The following is a 19,524-nucleotide window of genomic DNA, read 5'->3' as shown; positions in this document are numbered from 1 at the left end:
ATGCTGACCATTGCCAATCACACCTTCTCATCGCGCCTCTTCACCGGCACCGGCAAGTTTGCCCACCCCGAGCTGATGGCCGCCGCCATAGCGGCGAGCGGCTCCCAACTGGTGACCATGGCCATCAAGCGCCTCGAGCCCGGCAAGCGCCACGACGACATCCTCACTCCGCTGCTGGCCCTCGGGGTCAAGCTGCTGCCCAACACCTCCGGTGCCAAGACAGCCGCCGAGGCGGTGTTTGCCGCCCACCTGGCCCGGGAGGCGCTCGGCACCAACTGGCTCAAGCTCGAGATCCACCCCGATCCCAAATACCTGCTGCCGGATCCCATAGAAACGCTGAAAGCCGCCGAACAGCTGGTGAAGGAGGGCTTCGTGGTGCTGCCCTACTGCGGCGCCGATCCCGTACTCTGCAAGCGGCTCGAAGAGGTGGGCTGCGCCGCCGTCATGCCGCTCGGCGCTCCCATCGGCTCCAATCAGGGGCTGGTGACCCGGGAGTTCCTCTCCATCATCGTCGAGCAGGCCCGGGTGCCCGTGGTTGTGGATGCGGGGATCGGGGCCCCCAGTCACGCGGCGGCGGCCTTCGAACTGGGTGCCGACGCCGTGCTGGTGAACACGGCCATTGCCGTGAGCGGGGATCCGGTCGCCATGGGCCGCGCCTTCGCGCTCGCCTGCGAGGCCGGTCGCAGCGCCTATGAGGCGGGCCTCGGGGCGCGCGGCAGCCAGGCCCAGGCCTCCAGCCCCCTGACCGATTTTCTGGGGGCGTTATGAGCCTGGGTTTAGAGGTGATAGATGCTGCAGCTATAGGTTCTGTACCACAAGCTCAGCCAAGTGTTTGCCCCCCTCTCCCTTTGGGAGAGGGGTTGGGGGTGAGGGAGTCGGGGGTGAGGGCGCAGGAAGCCGACCCCTCCTTTATCGATCGCTGGCGCGAGCTGGAGTGGGACGACGTAGGCATGCAGATCCGCGCCAAGACGGCCCTGGACGTGGAGCGGGCGCTGGCCAATCCGCGCCGCACCCTGCAGGACTTTATGGCGCTGATCTCCCCGGCTGCCGAGCCCTTCCTGCCCCGGATGGCGGAGCTGGCGGAGTGCCTCACCCGCCAGCGTTTCGGCAATACGGTGGGTTTCTATGTGCCCCTCTATCTGTCGAACCTGTGCGCCAACGATTGCAGCTATTGCGGTTTCTCCATGAGCAACCGCTTGAAGCGCAAGACCTTGAATAGCGAGGAAATCGAGCGCGAGTGCCTGGCCCTCAAGGCGCGCGGCTTCGACAGCGTGCTGCTGGTGACCGGCGAGCACGAGACCAAGGTGGGCATGGACTACTTTCGTGAGCAACTGCCGCGGATCCGCCGCCACTTCAGCACCCTGGCGATGGAGGTGCAGCCCCTGTCGCAGGCCGAATACGCCGAGCTCAAAACCTTAGGCCTCGATGCCGTCATGGTCTACCAGGAGACCTATCACGCCCCGGCCTACGCCCGCCATCACCTGCGCGGCAACAAGCAGGATATCGAGTGGCGCCTCGCCACCCCGGATCGGCTGGGGCGCGCCGGTATCGACAAGATTGGCCTGGGCGCGCTGATCGGCCTGTCGCCGGACTGGCGCGCCGACAGCTACTTCGTCGCCGAGCATCTGGCCTGGATGGAGCGTCACCACTGGCAGAGCCGCTATTCCCTCTCCTTCCCGCGGCTGCGCCCCTGCACCGGTGGTCTGCAGCCCGAGGTGACCATGACGGACCGCCAGCTGGTGCAGCTGATCTGTGCCTGGCGCCTCTTCTCGCCGACCCTGGAGTTGTCGCTCTCCACCCGGGAATCCCCGGCGTTTCGCAACGGCGCCCTGCGCCTTGGCATCACCCAGATGTCGGCGGAATCGCGCACCCAGCCCGGCGGCTATGCGGAAGGGGACAAGGAGGAGCTGGAGCAGTTCGCCATCCACGACGACCGCCCCCTGGGGGAGGTGGCCGCTGCCGTGCGGCAGGCAGGGTTGCAGCCGGTGTTTAAGGACTGGGAACCCTTCTTGGGCCGATAGGGGCGGCCACGCCCCCCTTGGCTGGGTTGCCGCTCTGCATGGCGGTGAGGGGGAGTTCGGCCAAACTCCGTGCCTGTGGTGAGAGGCACGGCTGTGCCGTGCAATCGTAGGGTCGATTAGCCGTCAGGCGTAATCGTCCGCTTTGCAGCTTTAGGGAATTGTGGATGGCACGGCTTCGCCGTGCAGGACGCGAGGCCGCTGGCCTCGAAGGGGTTTCGCCCGCCCTTCGGGCTTGGGCGAGTAACTTTTCTTTGCGTGGCCAAAGAAAAGTCACCAAAAGAAAGGCCACCCCCGCTTATTCGCCCGACTTACGTCGGGTGCCTGCGGCTCACCCGCTTGTCCGACGGCACGCGCCGACGGGCCATCCATGGCCCGGCGCCGCTTGCTCGACATCCTGTCTCGCGGCCTGGACAAGCGGTCTCTCCTCAGCGAATTAGAGGGGGAACCAAAACCGTGCCCGCCATAACCTCAGGGCGTAGTCGGAGGGTGCAATAAGCAGAGCGCATTGCACCACCAACAAACAGGTTTGTGATGGAATCTGAATCCCCTGTTTCTAGTAGTTGATAATCTCACGTAGGTATTTCATGAAAGGTACCTTGTCAAAGTCAGCATGTTCCCTATTTGGCTGAAGGATATTTTTCCAGTAGAGATTTGCGTTTAGTGGCTTGCCCTGTGCTTGTTCTTTATATCTTAATACTTCCGGAATTTGTTCATCTTGGTGAGCAGGTTCAAATGTCGTGTGATGAGCTCTCATTAGACCACTTATTCCTTCACGTTTATCAATAACAAACTGTTCGCTTATTGATTTTTGTATGTGAGTTGAGAAGTAAGGGTTCTGTTCTTTATCATGGTCGGTGATTTCTCTACCATCAGTGTCACACACAATGTGATATTTTATTTTAAATCTAGAGAATATTTTTTGGTAAAATGGGATATTATTAACTGTGCCACAGTTTAAGATAAACAAGTCTTTCTCTGAATCATATTCTTGAAGGAATGCTCGAGCAATAATTTCCTCTGTGGGCCCCTCAATTAACAAAACTTCATCAGCATAGAAAGATTCGCAAATATAAGGGTTAAATCGAAGAATTTCATTCATCTCTTGTTTTAATTCTTCATTTGTACTAATTCCTTTTGCTTCTTTTAGAAATGAGTCATTTATTTGATGAGTAAGGGTTCCTGTGTTGGACTTTGTAAGTCTAATAATGGATGATTTTGGTTGTGATATATCGATCATCGATGGTGAGTGTGATGCGCACAAGACTTGATATGGGAGGTCATCAATACTTACTTTATATATCAAATCTCGCAATTCTTTTATGATTTTAGGGTAAAGGAACAGCTCTGGCTCTTCAAATAAAACCATGTAATCCTTTCTACCTGGCTGGCGTTCAAATTTTTCTGCAACATCTTTCATTAGTAGAAGAGTAAAAATTGCAGTCCGGATCGTTCCATGCCCTACTGTGTCAGAAGATGAGGGAATAGATATGTCTGGTTTGCCTTCTTGGTCAGTTTTGAAAAAATCAATGCTAAAATCTTTCCCTAGCTTATTTTCACTCCATACTAAGCGATCCTTTGACTCTTTGAAGATTAATGTAGTATCTGAGAATATCTGAGAGAAATAGGAATTAACAGAATCTTGATAGCTTTTAATTATTTCTGGGTTATACATTTTATCTTGTAGTTCTTGAATCTTTGCTTTGGCTTCGTGTAATGCAATAAGGTCTTCAGATTTTAAGGTGTTTTCCGCCATGCTTTTTAGAATGACGTTTAATATTTCCTTGGCCTCATCTTCTGTCGGCATGGCTTTTATAAAAATGGGCTTTGGCATACAAGACTGGAATACAGTATGCAATCCGATACTAGCGTACCCCACATCCTCATATTTTTTATCTAGATAGTTATATGTCTGATTTTTTTCTTTTATTGCACCTTTGTCATCAGATAACCATGTTTTCTTGATTTTTATCTTATCCTCGAAGAGATATTTCTTATACGATTCTTTTTGTTTTGCTGCTGTGGTTTCTATACGGTCTTTATCAAGTTGCTGTAAATAAACCTCGATTTCGAATTCAATGTTGTTTTTTATTTCACATTTATAGAAATCATTTTTAGATGGTTTTTCGTTTTGATAGAAAAACTGATATGCCTTTAAGAAAGTAGACTTCCCAACATTATTTTGACCATATACAAACAAGGTGTTGGTATTTTCAAACGTTATTTTGTTGCTTTCCAAACCACCTGATATTCCTCTGAAATTATTTACAGAAAAGAAATTTATTTTCATTCTATCATCTCCATTATATTGGTGATTTTAATAAGCATCTATTAATAGTGAATTGCTGAGTGACAGGTGTCATGCAATTTATATATTTTGTGCTGTTTGATAGCACTTAATAAAGACACTTTTTGGATGTACTTTCTAGATGTCTGATTTAGTATTTTAAATAACTGGCAAGATGATGCTTTGATATGTATTTTGAGTTGCATCAAAGTTTTGGGAACGATCTAAAATGCTAAAGAAGAACGTATCTTTTAAACATTAACTTTATTGGCACAATAGGCGTTAATTTTAGTCAGTGTACCTTTGACTAGGTTTTATCTGAAACTGAAGTTGCTGATAATGTGAGCTGCCTCAGCTTTGATATACAGGCAGAGCCTTTGGATTTTCTTCCTCAGTATTACCGTGGTTGAATTCTATAAATCCCCCTTCTCCAACTCACCAATTTCCCCACCGGCAATCAACTGCAAATTCCGGCTGATTTGTTCCACCGGCCAGTCCCACCAAGCGAGGGTGTTGAGGCGGGCAATGGTGTCGTCGTCGAAGCGGTAGCGGATCAGCTTGGCGGGGTTGCCGCCGACGATGGCGTAGTCGGGTACGTCGCCGGTGACCACGGCGCGGGCGGCGATGATGGCGCCGTTGCCGACTTTGACGCCCGGCATGATCAGGGCGTCATAGCCAATCCAGACGTCGTTGCCAATCACCGTATCCCCCTTGTAAGGGAGGCTGCCCGGTGCGGGGGCGGCGCTTTCCCAGCCGTTGCCGAAGATAAAGAAGGGGTAGGTGGAGAAGCCAGAGCTCTGGTGGTTGGCGCCGTTCATGATGAACTTGACCCCGCGGGCGATGGCGCAGAACTTGCCGATGATCAGCTTGTCGCCGATGAAGGGGAAGTGGTAGAGGACGTTGCGCTCAAAGCCTGCGGAGTCTTCCGGGTCGTCGTAGTAGCTGTAGTCGCCCACCTCGATATTGGGTCCCTTGATGGTGTTCTTGATAAAGCACACCTGGGGGAAGCCCTTCATGGGGTGGGGGTTGGCGGGGTCGGGTCCGTGCATGGGGTGCTCCTCTGGGGTCTGGGCTCAAGCTACCCTAACGGAACCGGAAGGACCCTTGCCACCTTTTTGTACGCCCCGGTTCGCCAGCCTTTGTCGCCCCCGGTCCATGTGCGCATCGACCCGGAGCCGGTTTGTCTCTAGCATGGGAGGGATGCGGGGCTGGTGCTCCGCCCCCACGGGCTTTTGGCGAAGTCCGTCCTGCGGACTTCTGGTGGAGAGAAAAGATGAAGCTGCGTTCCTTGTTGATGGTGGGTGCCCTCTTGCTGGGCGGCTGTGCGGTCAATCCCTATGGAGGCACCCCGGCGCCGGTCGGCGAGCCGGACAAGCCGGTGAGCCAGCCAGAGAAACCTGTGGCCGAGCCCGACAAGGCAGAGCCTGTGCCTGCGCCCGAACCCGTGGCCCCGACCGGGCTGGCGCTCGCCATGGCGGATGCCTTTCTGAAGGCCCCCGAGGTGCAGGCACTGAGCCAGGATGGCAGCCCTGTGCTGCTGCTGATGGCGCCCCAGAACGGCACTGGTGAGCCCTTCAGTACCCAGCCCATGGCGGTGGCCATGAGCCAGCGCATTCAGGCAAACAGCGGCTTTCGCTTCGCCGATCCCGGCCAGGTGGCGGCCATCACGGGTCAGCTCGAGTACCAGCAGGGGGGCATGAACCCCGCCTCTTTGGTGCGTCTGGGTCGCCAGACCGGGGCCGGTTACATGCTCTACGGGGATCTTCTCTCCGAGGGGAGCCGCTACCGCCTCGCCATGAGCCTGATGGATCTGAAGAGCGGCGAGCTGCTCTGGAGCGGGAGCCGCTCCGCCAGCCGCTGATCCCGTCATCCCGGCCACCGAAAACGCCATCGAACCCCTCTCGATGGCGTTTTCGTATCAAGGCACCGGAGCCCGGAGAAGGGCAAGGCGCGCCCCTTGACGCTCGGCGTCCCCTAGTGCCCTAGTCCTGCCGCTTCTTCAGGAAGTAGGTGATATGCCCGGGCGGCATGTCCGACAGCTCGCCGAACACGGTGTAGCCCTGTTTCTGGTAGAAGGGCAGCGCCTGGAAGCTGGTGGTTTCCAGGTGGACATTGATGATGCCCTTGCTCCCGGCATACTGCTCCATGCTGGCGAGCAGGCGGCCGCCCCAGCCCTCCTTGCGAATGCGCTCGTCTATCCAGAGCCAGTCGATGTGCAGCCAGCCCCACTTGATGTCGGCGAGTATGCCGCCCAGCACAAGCCCCTGTTCATCCTTGATAAAGCTGGCTACCTGCTCGCGCAGATGGCTGCCGGCAACCGCCTGGTTGTAGCCTGACAGGCCGATGCGCAGGGCGTCGAGATCCCGCTCAATCGGGGGCAGGGGTGGGGTGAGTTTCATCTAGGGGCCTCCTGGGGCAGGCAAATCCCATTAATATCCAAACGGCATCCACCAGGTCAAGGCTGGCGGCGGTTCGCCACGGCATTCTGGCCGTATGCGATACTGAACGGGTCGTGTATAACAGACAACACAGGGCCCTCCCCGCAGATAAAAAGGAGCACCTATGGCTCTCTCAGTGGCACAACTCTATGAAGTGATGACCCAGTTGCCCGACCCCGTCTTCATCCTCAGTGAAGATGGTCACTACATCGAATACATAGGCGGGGTGGAGCAACAGTCATATCAGGATGGCAACCCCCTGATCGGCAAGCGGTTGTTCGATGTGCTGCCGGCAGACAAGGCGTTCTGGGTGATGGAGCAGGTGGCGCGCGCCCTGGCCGGCGGCCAGGTGCAGGTGGTGGAGTACGATCTCTCCCCCGCCGAGGTGGAGGGCATAGATGCCGAGGCGGGGCCCCAGGGGATGCAGCGCTTCGAGGGCAAGATAGCGCCGCTGCCCTCTCTCTACGACGGCAAGCGGGCGGTGGCCTGGATGACCCGCAACATCACCCGCCAGCACGAGCTGCAACTGCGGCTCAAGCGGCTCGGCGAGACGGATCAGCTGACCGGCCTCTACAATCGCCACTTCTTCTTCGATCAATATCACCAGAGGGTGCAGGGCCAGCCGCTCACCGGCCTCATCATGCTGGATCTCGATCACTTCAAGCAGATCAACGATCGCTACGGTCACCAGACCGGGGACAGGGTGCTGTGCCGCGTCTGCGACTGCGTCTCTGCCCAGCTGCGGGGGGAGGATCTGTTCGTGCGCAGCGGCGGCGAGGAGTTTCTGATCCTGCTGCCGCAGATAGACGAGGGGATATTGCTGAAGGTGGCGGAGCGGATCCGCGCCGCTGTGGCGGCCATGGCGCCGGATCCGGCCCCCGTCACAGTCAGTCTGGGCACCACCCTGATCCGGCCGGGGGAGGAGCTCAGCGCCGTGCTGGCCCGGGCGGACGAGTGGCTTTATCGGGCCAAGCGGGGGGGGCGAAACCAGGTGGCCCACGACGGGGATCCCTGAAGAGTGCCCTGGCTTGCAACGAACGAGGGCGACACTGTGTCGCCCTCTTTGTTATCTGTCGCTACCCGGCCTTGGCCAAAGTGTTGCCTTGGCGCTTGTCTGCCGAGCCTTAGCCAAACAGGGTCGAGATGTTCTGGCCCGCCATCAGCAGACCTATGGCCAGCACGCTGAACCAGACCAGGGTGGCGCTGACCAGGGCGTAGCCGAGGGCGACGAAGAGACCGTCCCGTTGCAGCATGCCGATGGACAGCAGCAGTATGGCCCAGGCGGGCATGGCGTTGGTGAAGGGAATGGCGCCGAGCGGCAGCATCAGCAGCAGGGCCGCCAGCATGATCAGCAGGCCGTTGCAGCGATTGATGGCGGAGCTGCCGGTCAGCAGCAGCAGGCGCGGCCGGATGAGACGATCGATGCGGGCAAGCAGATCGGCCCCCTTGTGCAGGGCCGGTTTGAGGTGCTCGGCGGCGAAGCGGCGCTCCATCAGGACGGCGGGCAGCCAGGGCACCCGGTTGAGGGTGATGCCGATGCCGATAAAGAGGATCAAGAGCCCAAAGGGCGTGCTGACGCCGGGAATGGAGACAGGCAACAGGAAGGGGACTGTGAGCAGCACGCAAAACAGCAGCATGCCCTGCTCGCCCACCAGGGCCAGCATCTCCCTGAGGCTGATGTGGCTCTCCTCGATGGCGTGGGCGGTGGCCCGCAGGGTATCGGAGAGCGTGCTTTGTGGGTCGTTGAGTTGCGCGGCAACCATTCCTGAGATCCTCGTCCTGTTAACGCCACCGCTGTGGCGCCGTCAGCTTACGTGGCAGAGGTTAATCCCAGATGAATAATGTGAGCCGGCGCAAGCTTTGCTGGAAATCGAGGGCAGGGAAGGGGGGCGGGTCGCCAAAATGGGGCGATACAGCCCCCGTCAAGGGTCGGATGGAACAGGCTCTGATATGCTTTTGACGCAATCCATGCCAACCGGGGAGAAGAGCGTGACGCGAGCGATCATGATGCTGCTGGGACTGTGCTTGCCGCTGACGGGCGGGGCGGCCGAGCCCGCCGCCTCGGGCTGGCAACTGACCCCTTTCCTGGGTTACAGCTCCTCCATCGACTTCGAGGCCATGGATGAACCTGCCCCCACGCCGCACTCGACCGGCATCGACTCACTGCAAGGGGAGAGCTCGGGCAACTGGGGCCTCTTCATCAGCCGGGAGGTGGATGATCCCGGCATGGTGGAACTGCTCTACAGCCATCAGTCCACCCCCATCTCCCCGGATCAGCCTGACAGGCTGACGGTGGATATCCTGCACTTCGCCGGTGCCCTCACCCTCTCGGACAACCTGATGGCGCCCTATATAGGTGCCGGGATCGGGGTGACCCGCTTCGATGCCTATGACAGCGAGACGGCCCCCTCCATGTCCCTAGCGCTCGGGGTGCAGCCGCGCCTGGGGGAACATCTGGCGCTGCGGGCCGAGGTGCGCGGCTACGGCTCTCTGCTCAATGACGACAGCGCCTTTCTCTGCAACCCAGAGGTCTGCGCCTTCCGGGTGCGGGGGGATCTGCTCACCCAGTGGCAGGCCAATATCGGCTTGACCCTGAGGTTCTGAGCCCCATGATGGGGCTCCCTTAAACAGACAAGGCGATGTGATCCTGTGCCACCCCTGCCCCGCGAATTGCCCATTCTGCTTACTCCCAGGCTGCTGCTGCGCCCGCTCGATGGGCGGGACGACACCGATCTCTTCGCCATCTACGGGGATCCCGAGGTTATGCGCTTCGTCGGCGAGCCTCCTTTTCCGTCCCTCGCCACCGTCTCGCAGATGCTGGCGAGCGTCGAACGCCTGCTGGCGGCGGGAGAGTCTCTGGAATGGGGCCTGATGGCGCGCGGCAGCGGGCGCCTTGTCGGTACCAGCGGCCTGCACAGCTTCGCGGCCGACCCGGTGCAGGTCGGCCTGCGTCAGGCTGAAGTGGGCTGCATGCTGGCTCGCAGCCACTGGGGTCAGGGCCTGATGGGGGAGGCACTGACCGCTGTGATGGGGTATGCCGGGGAGCTGGGCATTCATACCCTGCTTGCGGATATTGAGCCGGGCAATCTGCCCAGCCAGCGACTGTTCCGGCGGCTGGGCTTCGTCTGGCAGCAGGGCACCCTCTATCGGTTGGAACGGCAGGAGGGGATCAGGAGATGCCCTTGGTGATGCGGCTCAGGGGCTCGTTGACGTCGAATACCTTGAACTGCACCGCGCTGGCACCCATGGCGAGCACCCGCTGCTCGTGCATGGTGGCGTAGGCGAGGGCGCTCTCCTCATCCTCGAACAGATAGATGCCCCCCGCCTCGCCGGTGCGCGGATTCTCGGTCCAGATCTTGGAGATAAGGCCCGGCTCCCGGGTGATGGACTCGGCCAGCGGCAGGGCGGCGGCGGTGAGGGCCGGCCCCATCATCTCGGCGGGGAAGGTGAAATGGATCTGCAGCAGGCTGGGCATGATGAACCTCTTGGGCGTTGAATGACGGAGTCCGCATCATAGGAAGCCGGCATTTTGGCTGCAAGAAGGCACATTTTGGTGGCATAGTTACCCCAAAGTAACCAGTCGCGAGCCATCCTTTGTCCCCACTCCCTTGCCCCGCCTATCAGGTGCTGCGCCTGCTCGCCGGTAAATGGAAACCGGCCATCCTGTTTCATCTGCGCGCCCAGACCCTGCGCTTTGGCGACCTGCGCCGCTGCCTGCCCGAGGTGAGCCAGAAGGTGCTGACCGCCCAGCTCAAGGAGCTGGAGGCGGACGGCGTCATCCTGCGCACTCTTTATCCCGAGGTCCCGCCCCGGGTCGAATATGCCCTGAGCCCGCTCGGGGTAGCCCTTCTCCCTCTGCTGCAACAGATGCACGACTTCGCCCTCGCCCACGCCGACCTGCTGGCCGGTAAGAGCGGATCCGCAGCGGCCAGCGCTAACCCCCTCAGCGAGCCCGCAGCAGCCAGCCACTGATCCGGTTCGTCGCCAGCAGCCGGCAGGCGAGCAGGGAGAGCACCAGCAGCACCGGCACCTTGACCAGCTCCCACCACAGCAGCTTGCCCTGGGGGCCGAAGATCATCAGCCAGACCACCAGCATCATATGCAGGCAGTAGAGACCCAACACTTTGGGGGCCTGGCGTTCCAGCCAGCTGCCCTTGCCCCAGTTTGGGTTTGCCAGCAGCAGGCCAAACAGGCCGAGTGCCCAGGGCAGGGAGCCCAGCAGGAAGTCATGACGGTTGAGGGGCACGGCGGCGAAACGCAGCAGGCCCGCGGCCTCCAGGGCATAGAGACCCATACCCGCCACCATCAGCAGGGCGCTGCGCCGGGCATCGGGTTGCCAGCCACGCAGGCGCAGCTCGGCGCCAAGGGCCACGAACAGCAGCGAGAAGAAGGGGCCGTTGCGGGTCAGCAGGGCCCACTCACCCCCTAGCAGCGAGCCATAGGAGCCGCCGATCAGGGCAAGCCCGTAGAGCAGGGCGCCCGCCACCAGGGCCAGTCGGGGCAGACTGACCAGCCAGCAGAGGGCCAGCAGCAGGACGGCCAGCATCAGGGCGGGCAGGAACCAGAGGTGGATCATACCGCCCACCCACCAGGCGTTGAGGGGATCCCCCAGCTGCATCTGCCACTGGCCCGCCATGGCGGGCAGATAGCCTTCCGCCATGGCCGCGACTGGGTTGAAGGGCACCAGCAGATAGAGCAGGCTCCAGGCCAGCCAGAGCCCCAGCAGGGGGCGGCAGTAGCGCAGCGCCACCGCCATAGGCTTGCCTGCGGCCAGGGCGGGTTGCAGGAAGTAGCCGGCGCACAGGAAGAAGAGCGGCACCGCGAAGCGGCAGAGCTGGTTGATGGCGCCCCCCAGCCAGAAATAGAGGGAGTCATTCCACAGTGTGGGATCGAACGGATTGCTGAAGGGGGAGAGGTGAATGGTCATCACGGCCAGGATGGCCAGGACTCGCCCGCACTCGATGCTGGAGATGCGCATTATGGTTTCCGACGGCTGAAACCCGGCACCCTAGCAGCCGGACACATGCCCCTTCCAGTCAGGGGGTCGCCAACTGTGACCCCCATCGGTGGCCGGTTACCCTTTGTTACCCTGGGGGAGGGCAGGGTTACCCCGGGTGGGAGGCGGATCCCGTTTTGGTGTCGGTAAAAGCCCTAGAGCAGGGCGACCAGCGCCGTCGCGACGGCGCCCGTCAGCAGCAGGGCTATGCCACGGCCGGCCGGGCCGTGCAGCTTGTTCCACATCAGCAAACTGGTGAGGGCCAGCAGCAGCATGGCCAGCGCCGCCAGATCGCCAAACAGCTGCCAGGCCAGGCCGGTACCCATGCCGCGATGCAGCCGGTTGAGGCTGGCGGCGACGTTGGCCCGTTGCAGCTCGGTCTGCACCAGCAGGGTGCCTTCCACATAGCTGGCGGTCAGGCTCTGGCTCAGGGTAACGCCGCGCAGCTCCCAGCGTGCCGGCAGGGTGAGGGGGCCTGTGGGGGTGGGCAGGGTCCGGGCCGGGGTGATGCTGAGCCGCCCCTCCTCCAAGCCCTCAGGGTAGTGCTGTTGCAGCAGGGCTTTCAGGGCGTCCGGGCTCGCCAGCGGCGCGGCCAGCGTTATCTCCTCGCTCGACTTTTCGGTGTGGGGGCCGGGCAGGGGCAACACGGCCCTGTGCTGGAGCCAGAGGCCGGTCAGGCCGTAGAGCAGCATCAGGGTGAGGGTGGCAAAGCCGGCCCAGGCGTGGATGCGGCGCACCCACTTGTTGTTGTGAAGGGGGAGTCTCTTGGGTTTCTTCATGGTGGTGCGTCATAAAAAACTGGCCAGCAGAGGCTGGCCAGTGGGGTTGTGGACAAGGGGGATCAGAAGCGGTAGGCGGCGGTGAGATTCAGCTGACGGGGGCTGCCCGGCATGATCTGGGCCGCGCTGGTGGCGCTGACGAAGTAGTCGTGGTCGGTCAGGTTCTCCACGCTGAGCTGGGCATCCCACTGGGACCAACGGTAGCCGGCGCGGGCGTCATAGCGGGCGTAGCCGGGCAGCGTGGTGGTGTTGGCGTTGTCGGCGAAGCGATCCCCCACCGCCGTCACCCCGGTTTCCCCATACCAGCCCTGCTGGCCATTCTGGTAGCCGGCGAACAGCTGGCCGTTCTCGCGGGAGACGTTGCTCGGCCGCTTGCCCTGCAGATCCGCGTCCGCCTTGACCTGCTCCGCATCCTGGATGGCGATGCCGCCATGCAGGTAGAAGGCGTCGGTCAGCTGGGCGCGGGCGCTCAGCTCTATGCCCTCGGTGCGTTGCAGGCCGGTGAGGATCACCTTGGTAGGATCCAGCGGATCCTTGCTGCGCTTGTTGTACATCTCCAGCCGGTAGAGGGAGAGGGTGGTGGCCAGGCGACCGTTCAGCCAGTCACTCTTCACGCCCCCCTCGTAGAGCCGGGTGTGCTGGGGATCCAGCTTGTTGTTCTTGTCTCCCGGGGTGATGCCGATCAGCTCCCCGCCCACAGGGGTGAAGGTCTTGCTGTAGGAGGTATAGAAGGCATGTTCCTCTATGGGGTTCCACACCAGGCCCAGGCGCGGGCTCAGGCTGGTGACCGAGAGGGTCTCCTCCTTGTCGAGATCGTTGCGGCGGCTGGTGACGGTGAACGCGTCCCGGCGCAGGCCGCCGAGCAGGTGCCAGTCACCCAGACTGAGCTGATCCTGCAGATAGAGGCCGACCCCGCGCACCCTGTGCCTGGCGTCGCTGGAGAGCTTCATGGTGCCGTTGTAGCTTGGCAGTGAGCCGGGGTCGTACAGATCCCCCGGGGGAATAGGAGTGGCGTTCTGGTAGAGCTTGGGAGTGCGCTCCTGCCAGCCCTGCTCCAAGCCCACCAGCAGGCGATGGGCGACGGGGCCTGTCTGCAGCTGGCCCTCGGCCTCTGTGTTGCTGGTGAGGCTGTTGGCCTTGAGATCCTGCTGCCAGCGGGCACGGGTCACCTTGTCACCCTTGACGGCGGTGACATAGGTGTTGTCGAACTGGCTGTCGAGGCTGGTGTAGCCGAGCTGCTGGCGCAGTTGCCACTGATCGTTGATGTCCCAGCTAAGGCGGGATCGGGTGGACTGGGCCAGATCGTCGATGAAGTCCCGGCTGGTGTCGCTGTAGACGCTCTCGATGGGGACGTCGGCGGGACGGCCATCGACCCCGGGGATGCCGCGATCCGGGGTGCGGTCGTGCTCGTTGCGCTCGTACTGCACCAGCCAGTTCAGGCTGTCGCTTATCTCCCAGTTCACGGCGGGGGCCAGCAGGGTGCGCTTGCTGGTCACGTCGTCACGAAAACTCTCCTTGTCCTCCTGGGCCAGGTTGAGGCGCAGTTGCACCCGCTCCCCCGCCTCGGCGTTGAGGTCGGCGGCGAAGCGTCGGCTGTCGAAGCTGCCGACCCGGGCGCTGACGCTGGAAGCCTGCCCGCGCTGGGGCGTCTTGCTGACCCTGTTGATGATGCCCCCCGTGCTGCCACGGCCGTAGAGCACGGCGGCCGGTCCCTTGAGCACCTCGACCCGCTCTATGTTGCCGAGATCCCGGGTGTACTGCATGTCGTCCCGCAGGCCGTCGAGGTAGAAGTCGTTGCTGGCGTTGAAGCCGCGGATATTGACGCCGTCGAAGCGGGTGTCGCCGCTGGCGTTGACCCCGGGAATGCCGGTCAGGGCCTCGCTCAGGGTGGGCTGGCCGTAGGCGGTCAGCTCGCTGGCCTTGACGCTCTCTATGGTCTGGGGCACCAGCTTGGCCGGGGTGGCGGTGCGGGTCGCGGTGGCCACTTCTTCGTGCTGGCTGCGTTTGCCGACCACGGTCAGGGTCTCGTCTTCGGCGCGGGGGCTGGCACAGAAGGCCAGCAAGGCGACGCCCAGCAGGGCGCGCGGGGAGTTGGGGTTATGCATCTGGGTGTGACTCTTATCGACCTGTTGGCCTGAACTTATTGATTTATTTGTAGTTATTGGTGTCTCTCGTTTCGAGAGGGCGCTAATGATATTGATTTTCATTTGCCTTGCAAGGGAAAGATGTAAGAAAACCACATCGATGGAAATGGGCGCAGTCAGACGGCACCGGCCGGGTTCATGCCCCGGTTTGGAGATGGGTGAGCGGCGGGGTTACCATGGCCAGAACGCGCCATGGCGCATCACTGATGGAACAGGAAGGGACATGGCAGAGATCATCAGGGCGGATCTTCATAACCGACACCATGGCGAGGCGCTGGTGGCGCTGCTCGACGCATACGCCAGGGACGAGATGGGCGGCGGCGCCCCCCTGGCTGACGAGGTGAAGTCCAATCTGGCGCAGGCCCTGGCGGCGAGAAGTGGTGCCCATGTGCTGCTGGCCTGGGTGGATGACCAGCCGGTCGGGGTGGCCACCTGCTTCGAGGGATTTTCGACCTTCGCCTGCCGGCCCCTGCTCAATATCCACGACCTGGCGGTGCACCCGGCCCATCGTGGCCGCGGCATCGGCAAGGCGTTGCTGGCCGGGGTGGAGCAGCTCGCCCGGGAGCTCGACTGCTGCAAGCTGACCCTGGAGGTGCTGGAGGGCAACAAGGTGGCGCAGGCCGCCTACAAGGCCAGCGGTTTCGAGGGTTATGAGCTGAACCCGCAAGTGGGCCGGGCCCTGTTCTGGCAGAAGAAGCTCTAGCCTCTGGGGCTCAGCCCCAAGGCGGGAGGGGAGAATGAAAAACGGCGCGCAGAGGGATCTGCGCGCCGTTTTGTCTGGGGCTGGAGTTAGAAGTCGTAACGGGCCGCCAGCTGGAAGTCATCCTTGGTGTTCAGCTTGCCGCTGTCATTGCTGTCCAGGTTGTTGATGCGGTACTCGCCGATGACCCTCAGGTTCTTGTTGAACTTGTACTGGGCACCCAGGGTGTAGTAGTCGATGGAGTCGTAATCGCTCTTGCCGCTCTGCTCCACCTTCTGCTTGTTCCACAGGGCCATCAGGCCGAAGCCGCTCTCGAAGTTGTAGCCGAGCGCCCCTTCCCAGCCGGTGTGATCCTTGCCGGTGGCCAGGAAGTCGCTGCCGTCGGCGTAGCTCAGGGCGGCATAGACGGCCTTGTTGTCGTACTTGGCGGAGATCAGCCACAGCTTGGCATCCTCTTCACCGCTCTTGTCGCGGATACCCACGTTGTAGGCGGTACCCAGGGCCAGGTTGAACGGGAAGGTGTAGGCCAGGGCGGCGCCGTAGGCTGCATCGCTGTCCTTGCTGGTGGTCTCTTCGGTGTCACCGCCGTCGAACTTGTAGCTGGTATCGACCTGGAAGCCGTTGAACAGGCCGGAGTATTTCAGCACAGAGCCGGCACGGTTGGTGGCGAAGGTGTCGGTCTTGGCGCCGAGGGCGTCGTTGCCGTAGCCGTCGGAGAGGGAGACGTCAGTCCAGTCGGCCAGCAGGCCGGGGGCGCCCTTCTGGCGACCGAAGGTGACATTGCCCCAGTCAGCGCCCACACCGGCGAAGGCCAGGCGGGTGCGCATGTTGTCGGAGTTCTCGCTGACGGTCTTCTCGCTGTCATTGACGTAGATCTGCAACTCATACTGGGCCAGGGCCTTGAGACCCGGGTTGATCTCGCTCTCTACCTTGGCGCCCAGGCGGACAAACTGGTTGGCGCCCTGCTTGTCGCTGTATTCGTTCTTGATGTCACCATTGGCATCCAGCTCCTTCTTCTCACCGAAGAACTGGCCGGCGTAGATGCGGCCATAGAGATCGAGCAGAGTGGAGTCTTTTTTATAGACTTCGACGGCTTGAGCCTGGAAGGCGGCGGTGAGAGCCAATGCTACTACTGTCAGCTTTTTCATCATGATCCCTTGTGTTGCAAGCTTCTGTTTTAAAAGACGGGGCCATGCTAGGAGGGGCAGATGACAGCGGGGTGACCGGGGGGTGAACAAACCGTGGCGGTTTCATGTCAGCGGGATGAAAACCGCGATTTATGTGGCGAGCCGCCACTTTTGCGCGCAAAGGTTTGCCCTTGTGGTAGAATGCCGCCCGTTTTCGAGCTCCTAAGGTTGGATATGCGATGAGACGTGAACTGGCAATCGAATTTTCCCGAGTGACGGAAGCGGCTGCACTGGCTGGCTACAAGTGGCTCGGACGTGGTGACAAGAATATCGCCGATGGCGCGGCCGTTGCGGCCATGCGTCACATCCTCAATCAGATCCAGATCGATGGCGAGATTGTGATAGGCGAGGGCGAGATCGACGAAGCCCCCATGCTCTACATCGGCGAGAAGGTGGGCACGGGTCAGGGCGACGCCGTGGACATCGCGGTCGACCCCATAGAGGGCACCCGCATGACTGCCATGGGGCAGTCCAATGCCCTGGCCGTGCTGGCTGTGGGCGACAAGGGCTCCTTCCTCAAGGCCCCCGACATGTACATGGAGAAGCTGATCGTGGGTCCGGGTGCCAAGGGTGCCATCGATCTCGATCAGGCCCTGGAGCTGAACCTCAAGGCCGTGGCCAAGGCACTCGGCAAGCCCCTCTCCCGCCTGACCGTCATCACCCTGGCCAAGCCGCGTCATGACAAGGCGATCAAGGAGATGCAGGGGCTGGGCGTGCGGGTGTTCGCCATCCCCGACGGGGACGTGGCTGCCTCCATCCTCACCTGCCTGCCGGACAGCGAAGTGGACATGCTCTATGGCATCGGCGGCGCCCCTGAAGGGGTCATCTCGGCGGCGGTGATCCGCGCCCTGGACGGCGACATGCAGGCGCGCCTGGTGCCCCGTCACCAGGTCAAGGGGGACAGCCCCGAGGTGCGTGCCCTGGGCGAGCAGGAGATTGCCCGTTGCCAGGAGCTCGGCATCGACGTGAGCAAGGTGCTCAAGCTGGAAGATCTGGCCAAGAATGACAACGTCATCTTCTCGGCCACCGGCATCACCAAGGGTGATCTGCTGGAAGGCATCACCAGCAATGGCGTCATGGCGACCACGGAGACCCTGCTGATCCGCGGCAAGTCCAGAACCATTCGCCGCATCAAGTCGATCCACTTCCTGGATCGCAAGGACAGTGTGGTACGCGACATCATTCTCTGATGCGCGAAAGCCCTGTCACTGAAAAGCCCGACCGCTGCTGCCGTCGGGCTTTTTGTTGCCCACGCGCCGGGGCCTGGACTATTTCGAGGAACAGGACGGATAAGGCTAAGGGGAATCGGGGCCCTTTGATAGACTGCTTCGCCATGCACAGGAATGCATCATATGGAATGTCGTCAAGGTTGCGGTGCCTGCTGCACAGCCCCCAGTATCAGCAGTGCCATCCCCGGCATGCCGGAGGGCAAGCCGGCTGGCGTTCCCTGTGTTCAGCTCGACCAGTGGTTGGGCTGCAAGATCTTCGGCCAGCCCGAGCGTCCTGCGGTGTGCAGCAGCTTCAGGCCCATGCAGGACGTATGCGGCTCGCACCGCCAGGAGGCCGTCTGGCTTATCGGCGAGATGGAGCGGCTGACGGCCTAGGCTAGTCAGGACCCCTCATCCCCTCCCCTTCTCCCGCGAGGGGGGAAGGGAGAAAAAGCGTGACCCCTTCATCTTCGCCCCTGCTCCCGCTTATTTGAAAAGAAGGGGAGAAGGGGGCGGAGAGACATCCCGAACCAACGCGGGACACCGGAATAGAAAAAGGCCGCAATTGCGGCCTTTTTGGTTTTCTCTGTCACTCGGTTCAGACGTCGGCCAGTTGCAGGGCCTGACGATAGTACTCGTTGGCCTTGTTGGTGAGACGGCGCTTGTCCATCACCTGCCCGAGGGCATGGTAGAGGGCGGCATCCGGCGCCTTTGCCACTTCCTGCTCCAGCAGGCGCTGAGCCTCGTCCAGCTGGCCGGCCAGCAGGTAGACTCGTGCCAGTGCCGCCTCGGCGCCCGGCTGATCCTGGATCTTCTTGAGCAGGGTCAGCATGGGCTGATAGTCATCCAGCCTGAGCTTGGGCAGGCGGGCGAACAGCTCTGGGGAGGGATCCTTGCGCAGGGCCTCCAGCCAGAGGTCGGCCGCCTCGCTGTCGGCACCGAGCCGGCGCAGACGATCCCCGTAGCTGGCCAGCAGTGCGGGATCCTGACGCAGCTTGCGGGGCAGCGCCTGCCACACCGGGCGCAGGGTCTCGAGGGCGCCGCTGGCGGCCTCGAGACGGCCGGTCCAGGCCTGGTGCAGCAGCGCCTCTTCCTGCACCGATGTCAACTTGCCCACCTTGCGCAGGGCCGGAGCCAGATCGATCAGGGCCGCCCAGTCCTCCCGGGCCAGATAGACCTGGCGCAGTTGATCCAGCACCATGGGGTGGCGCGGGTGCAGGGCGTAGACGGATTCGAGCCGGCCGAGGGCGCTGTCGTACTGGCCCTGCTCTATCTGCAGCTGGGTCTGGATCAGGGTCAATGCCAGCTCGGCCTTGGGGTTCTCCTCCTGCGCTTTTTGCAGGTAGTGATCCCGGCGCACATCATCGCCCCTGGCCTGGGCCACCTTGGCGGCACTCAGGTAGTTGAGCAGCGGGGTGTCGCTGTTGTCGGCCCCCTTGATCAGCAGCTTCTCGGCCTGGTTGTAGTGCCCCTCGGCCATGGCCAGGGTGGCATTCACCGTTTGCAGGTTTGCCTTGCGGCGACGGCGCGAGCCGAACCAGCCCTGGGTCTTGCGGCGCAGGCCGAAGACCCGGCCCAGCACCCACTCGACAATGAGCAGGGCGCCGTAGAAGAGTACCGCCAGGATCACGGCGCTGGTGACCGAAGACTCCACCGTGTAGTTGCCGAGCGAGATGAGCACATAGCCCTTGTTGCCGGACGCTTCGGGGCCGAAGATCAGGCCCGCGACCATCACGGCCACCACGACGATCAGACGAATCATGGTCT

General features: G+C 61.2%; 20 protein-coding genes. 10 read left to right on the top strand and 10 right to left on the bottom strand.

Features of this window, described 5'->3' with window-relative positions; genetic code table 11:
* Positions 1–768, top strand: coding sequence for a thiazole synthase (locus tag G4923_RS05175; RefSeq protein WP_111910738.1), 768 nt, complete (start codon positions 1–3; stop codon positions 766–768).
* A gap of 113 nt (positions 769–881) precedes the next feature.
* A complete protein-coding gene (thiH, locus tag G4923_RS05170; protein ID WP_338120437.1) occupies positions 882–2,021 on the top strand; it encodes a 2-iminoacetate synthase ThiH in 1,140 nt (379 codons plus the stop codon).
* 553 nt (positions 2,022–2,574) lie between these two features.
* Here the strand turns inward: thiH and G4923_RS05165 are convergent.
* Together G4923_RS05165 and G4923_RS05160 are read right to left on the bottom strand one after the other, a co-directional pair.
* Positions 2,575–4,308, bottom strand: a complete 1,734-nt coding sequence (locus tag G4923_RS05165; protein WP_163135852.1) for an ATP-dependent nuclease — start codon at positions 4,306–4,308, stop codon at positions 2,575–2,577.
* Between the two features lie 410 nt (positions 4,309–4,718).
* Complete coding sequence (locus tag G4923_RS05160; RefSeq protein ID WP_163135850.1) at positions 4,719–5,354, bottom strand: Vat family streptogramin A O-acetyltransferase; 636 nt, start codon at positions 5,352–5,354, stop codon at positions 4,719–4,721.
* A 224-nt stretch (positions 5,355–5,578) separates the two neighbouring features.
* Here G4923_RS05160 and G4923_RS05155 point away from each other — a divergent pair, with 224 nt between their 5' ends.
* Positions 5,579–6,166 carry a penicillin-binding protein activator LpoB gene (locus G4923_RS05155; protein ID WP_163135848.1) on the top strand — a complete coding sequence of 196 codons (588 nt, stop codon included), beginning with the start codon at positions 5,579–5,581 and terminating at the stop codon, positions 6,164–6,166.
* A gap of 121 nt (positions 6,167–6,287) precedes the next feature.
* Here the strand turns inward: G4923_RS05155 and G4923_RS05150 are convergent, their stop codons facing one another.
* Positions 6,288–6,704, bottom strand: coding sequence for a GNAT family N-acetyltransferase (locus tag G4923_RS05150; protein WP_163135846.1), 417 nt, complete (start codon positions 6,702–6,704; stop codon positions 6,288–6,290).
* A gap of 163 nt (positions 6,705–6,867) precedes the next feature.
* Between G4923_RS05150 and G4923_RS05145 the strand changes: the two genes are divergently transcribed.
* The gene (locus G4923_RS05145; RefSeq protein ID WP_139746187.1) at positions 6,868–7,758 is read left to right on the top strand and encodes a sensor domain-containing diguanylate cyclase; all 891 of its coding nucleotides are present in this window, start codon (positions 6,868–6,870) and stop codon (positions 7,756–7,758) included.
* Between the two features lie 109 nt (positions 7,759–7,867).
* On the opposite strand, the gene G4923_RS05140 is transcribed toward G4923_RS05145, so the two are convergent.
* Positions 7,868–8,506 (bottom strand): exopolysaccharide biosynthesis protein, encoded by a 639-nt coding sequence (locus G4923_RS05140; RefSeq protein WP_106885159.1) that lies wholly within the window; start codon positions 8,504–8,506, stop codon positions 7,868–7,870.
* 244 nt (positions 8,507–8,750) lie between these two features.
* Between G4923_RS05140 and G4923_RS05135 the strand changes: the two genes are divergently transcribed.
* Positions 8,751–9,347 carry an outer membrane beta-barrel protein gene (locus G4923_RS05135; protein ID WP_205597055.1) on the top strand — a complete coding sequence of 199 codons (597 nt, stop codon included), beginning with the start codon at positions 8,751–8,753 and terminating at the stop codon, positions 9,345–9,347.
* A gap of 45 nt (positions 9,348–9,392) precedes the next feature.
* On the top strand, positions 9,393–9,932 hold the full coding sequence (locus G4923_RS05130; RefSeq protein ID WP_163135842.1) for a GNAT family N-acetyltransferase: 540 nt from the start codon (positions 9,393–9,395) through the stop codon (positions 9,930–9,932).
* On the opposite strand, the gene G4923_RS05125 is transcribed toward G4923_RS05130, so the two are convergent.
* Entirely contained in the window at positions 9,913–10,218 is a 306-nt protein-coding gene (locus tag G4923_RS05125; RefSeq protein WP_163135840.1) for a monooxygenase, read from the bottom strand. The genes G4923_RS05130 and G4923_RS05125 overlap by 20 nt on opposite strands.
* 119 nt (positions 10,219–10,337) lie before the next feature.
* Here G4923_RS05125 and G4923_RS05120 point away from each other — a divergent pair, with 119 nt between their 5' ends.
* Positions 10,338–10,715, top strand: a complete 378-nt coding sequence (locus G4923_RS05120; RefSeq protein ID WP_163135838.1) for a winged helix-turn-helix transcriptional regulator — start codon at positions 10,338–10,340, stop codon at positions 10,713–10,715.
* Here G4923_RS05120 and G4923_RS05115 read toward each other — a convergent pair.
* The 3 genes from G4923_RS05115 to G4923_RS05105 all read right to left on the bottom strand — a co-directional run bounded on the left by G4923_RS05115 (position 10,687) and on the right by G4923_RS05105 (position 14,623).
* Positions 10,687–11,721 (bottom strand): acyltransferase family protein, encoded by a 1,035-nt coding sequence (locus G4923_RS05115; protein ID WP_163135836.1) that lies wholly within the window; start codon positions 11,719–11,721, stop codon positions 10,687–10,689. The two genes, G4923_RS05120 and G4923_RS05115, sit on opposite strands and share 29 nt — an antisense overlap.
* 173 nt (positions 11,722–11,894) lie before the next feature.
* Positions 11,895–12,518 carry a PepSY-associated TM helix domain-containing protein gene (locus G4923_RS05110; RefSeq protein WP_106885156.1) on the bottom strand — a complete coding sequence of 208 codons (624 nt, stop codon included), beginning with the start codon at positions 12,516–12,518 and terminating at the stop codon, positions 11,895–11,897.
* Between the two features lie 62 nt (positions 12,519–12,580).
* A complete protein-coding gene (locus tag G4923_RS05105) occupies positions 12,581–14,623 on the bottom strand; it encodes a TonB-dependent receptor (RefSeq protein WP_163135834.1) in 2,043 nt (680 codons plus the stop codon).
* Between the two features lie 262 nt (positions 14,624–14,885).
* Between G4923_RS05105 and G4923_RS05100 the strand changes: the two genes are divergently transcribed.
* Positions 14,886–15,365 (top strand): GNAT family N-acetyltransferase, encoded by a 480-nt coding sequence (locus G4923_RS05100; protein WP_163135832.1) that lies wholly within the window; start codon positions 14,886–14,888, stop codon positions 15,363–15,365.
* An 86-nt stretch (positions 15,366–15,451) separates the two neighbouring features.
* Here G4923_RS05100 and G4923_RS05095 read toward each other — a convergent pair whose 3' ends face one another.
* The gene (locus tag G4923_RS05095; protein ID WP_163135830.1) at positions 15,452–16,510 is read right to left on the bottom strand and encodes a porin; all 1,059 of its coding nucleotides are present in this window, start codon (positions 16,508–16,510) and stop codon (positions 15,452–15,454) included.
* Between the two features lie 218 nt (positions 16,511–16,728).
* On the opposite strand from G4923_RS05095, the gene glpX reads away from it, so the two are divergent.
* Positions 16,729–17,739, top strand: coding sequence for a class II fructose-bisphosphatase (gene glpX / locus G4923_RS05090; protein ID WP_041206766.1), 1,011 nt, complete (start codon positions 16,729–16,731; stop codon positions 17,737–17,739).
* Between the two features lie 162 nt (positions 17,740–17,901).
* Entirely contained in the window at positions 17,902–18,153 is a 252-nt protein-coding gene (locus tag G4923_RS05085) for a YkgJ family cysteine cluster protein (RefSeq protein WP_025325492.1), read from the top strand.
* A 202-nt stretch (positions 18,154–18,355) separates the two neighbouring features.
* Here G4923_RS05085 and G4923_RS05080 read toward each other — a convergent pair whose 3' ends face one another.
* Entirely contained in the window at positions 18,356–19,519 is a 1,164-nt protein-coding gene (locus tag G4923_RS05080) for a heme biosynthesis HemY N-terminal domain-containing protein (protein WP_163135828.1), read from the bottom strand.
* Between the last annotated feature and the right edge of the window lie 5 nt (positions 19,520–19,524).

Origin of the sequence: Aeromonas rivipollensis (assembly GCF_010974825.1) — a bacterium.
Lineage (GTDB): Bacteria > Pseudomonadota > Gammaproteobacteria > Enterobacterales > Aeromonadaceae > Aeromonas > Aeromonas rivipollensis.
This window is presented reverse-complemented; position numbering and strand designations above follow the sequence as displayed.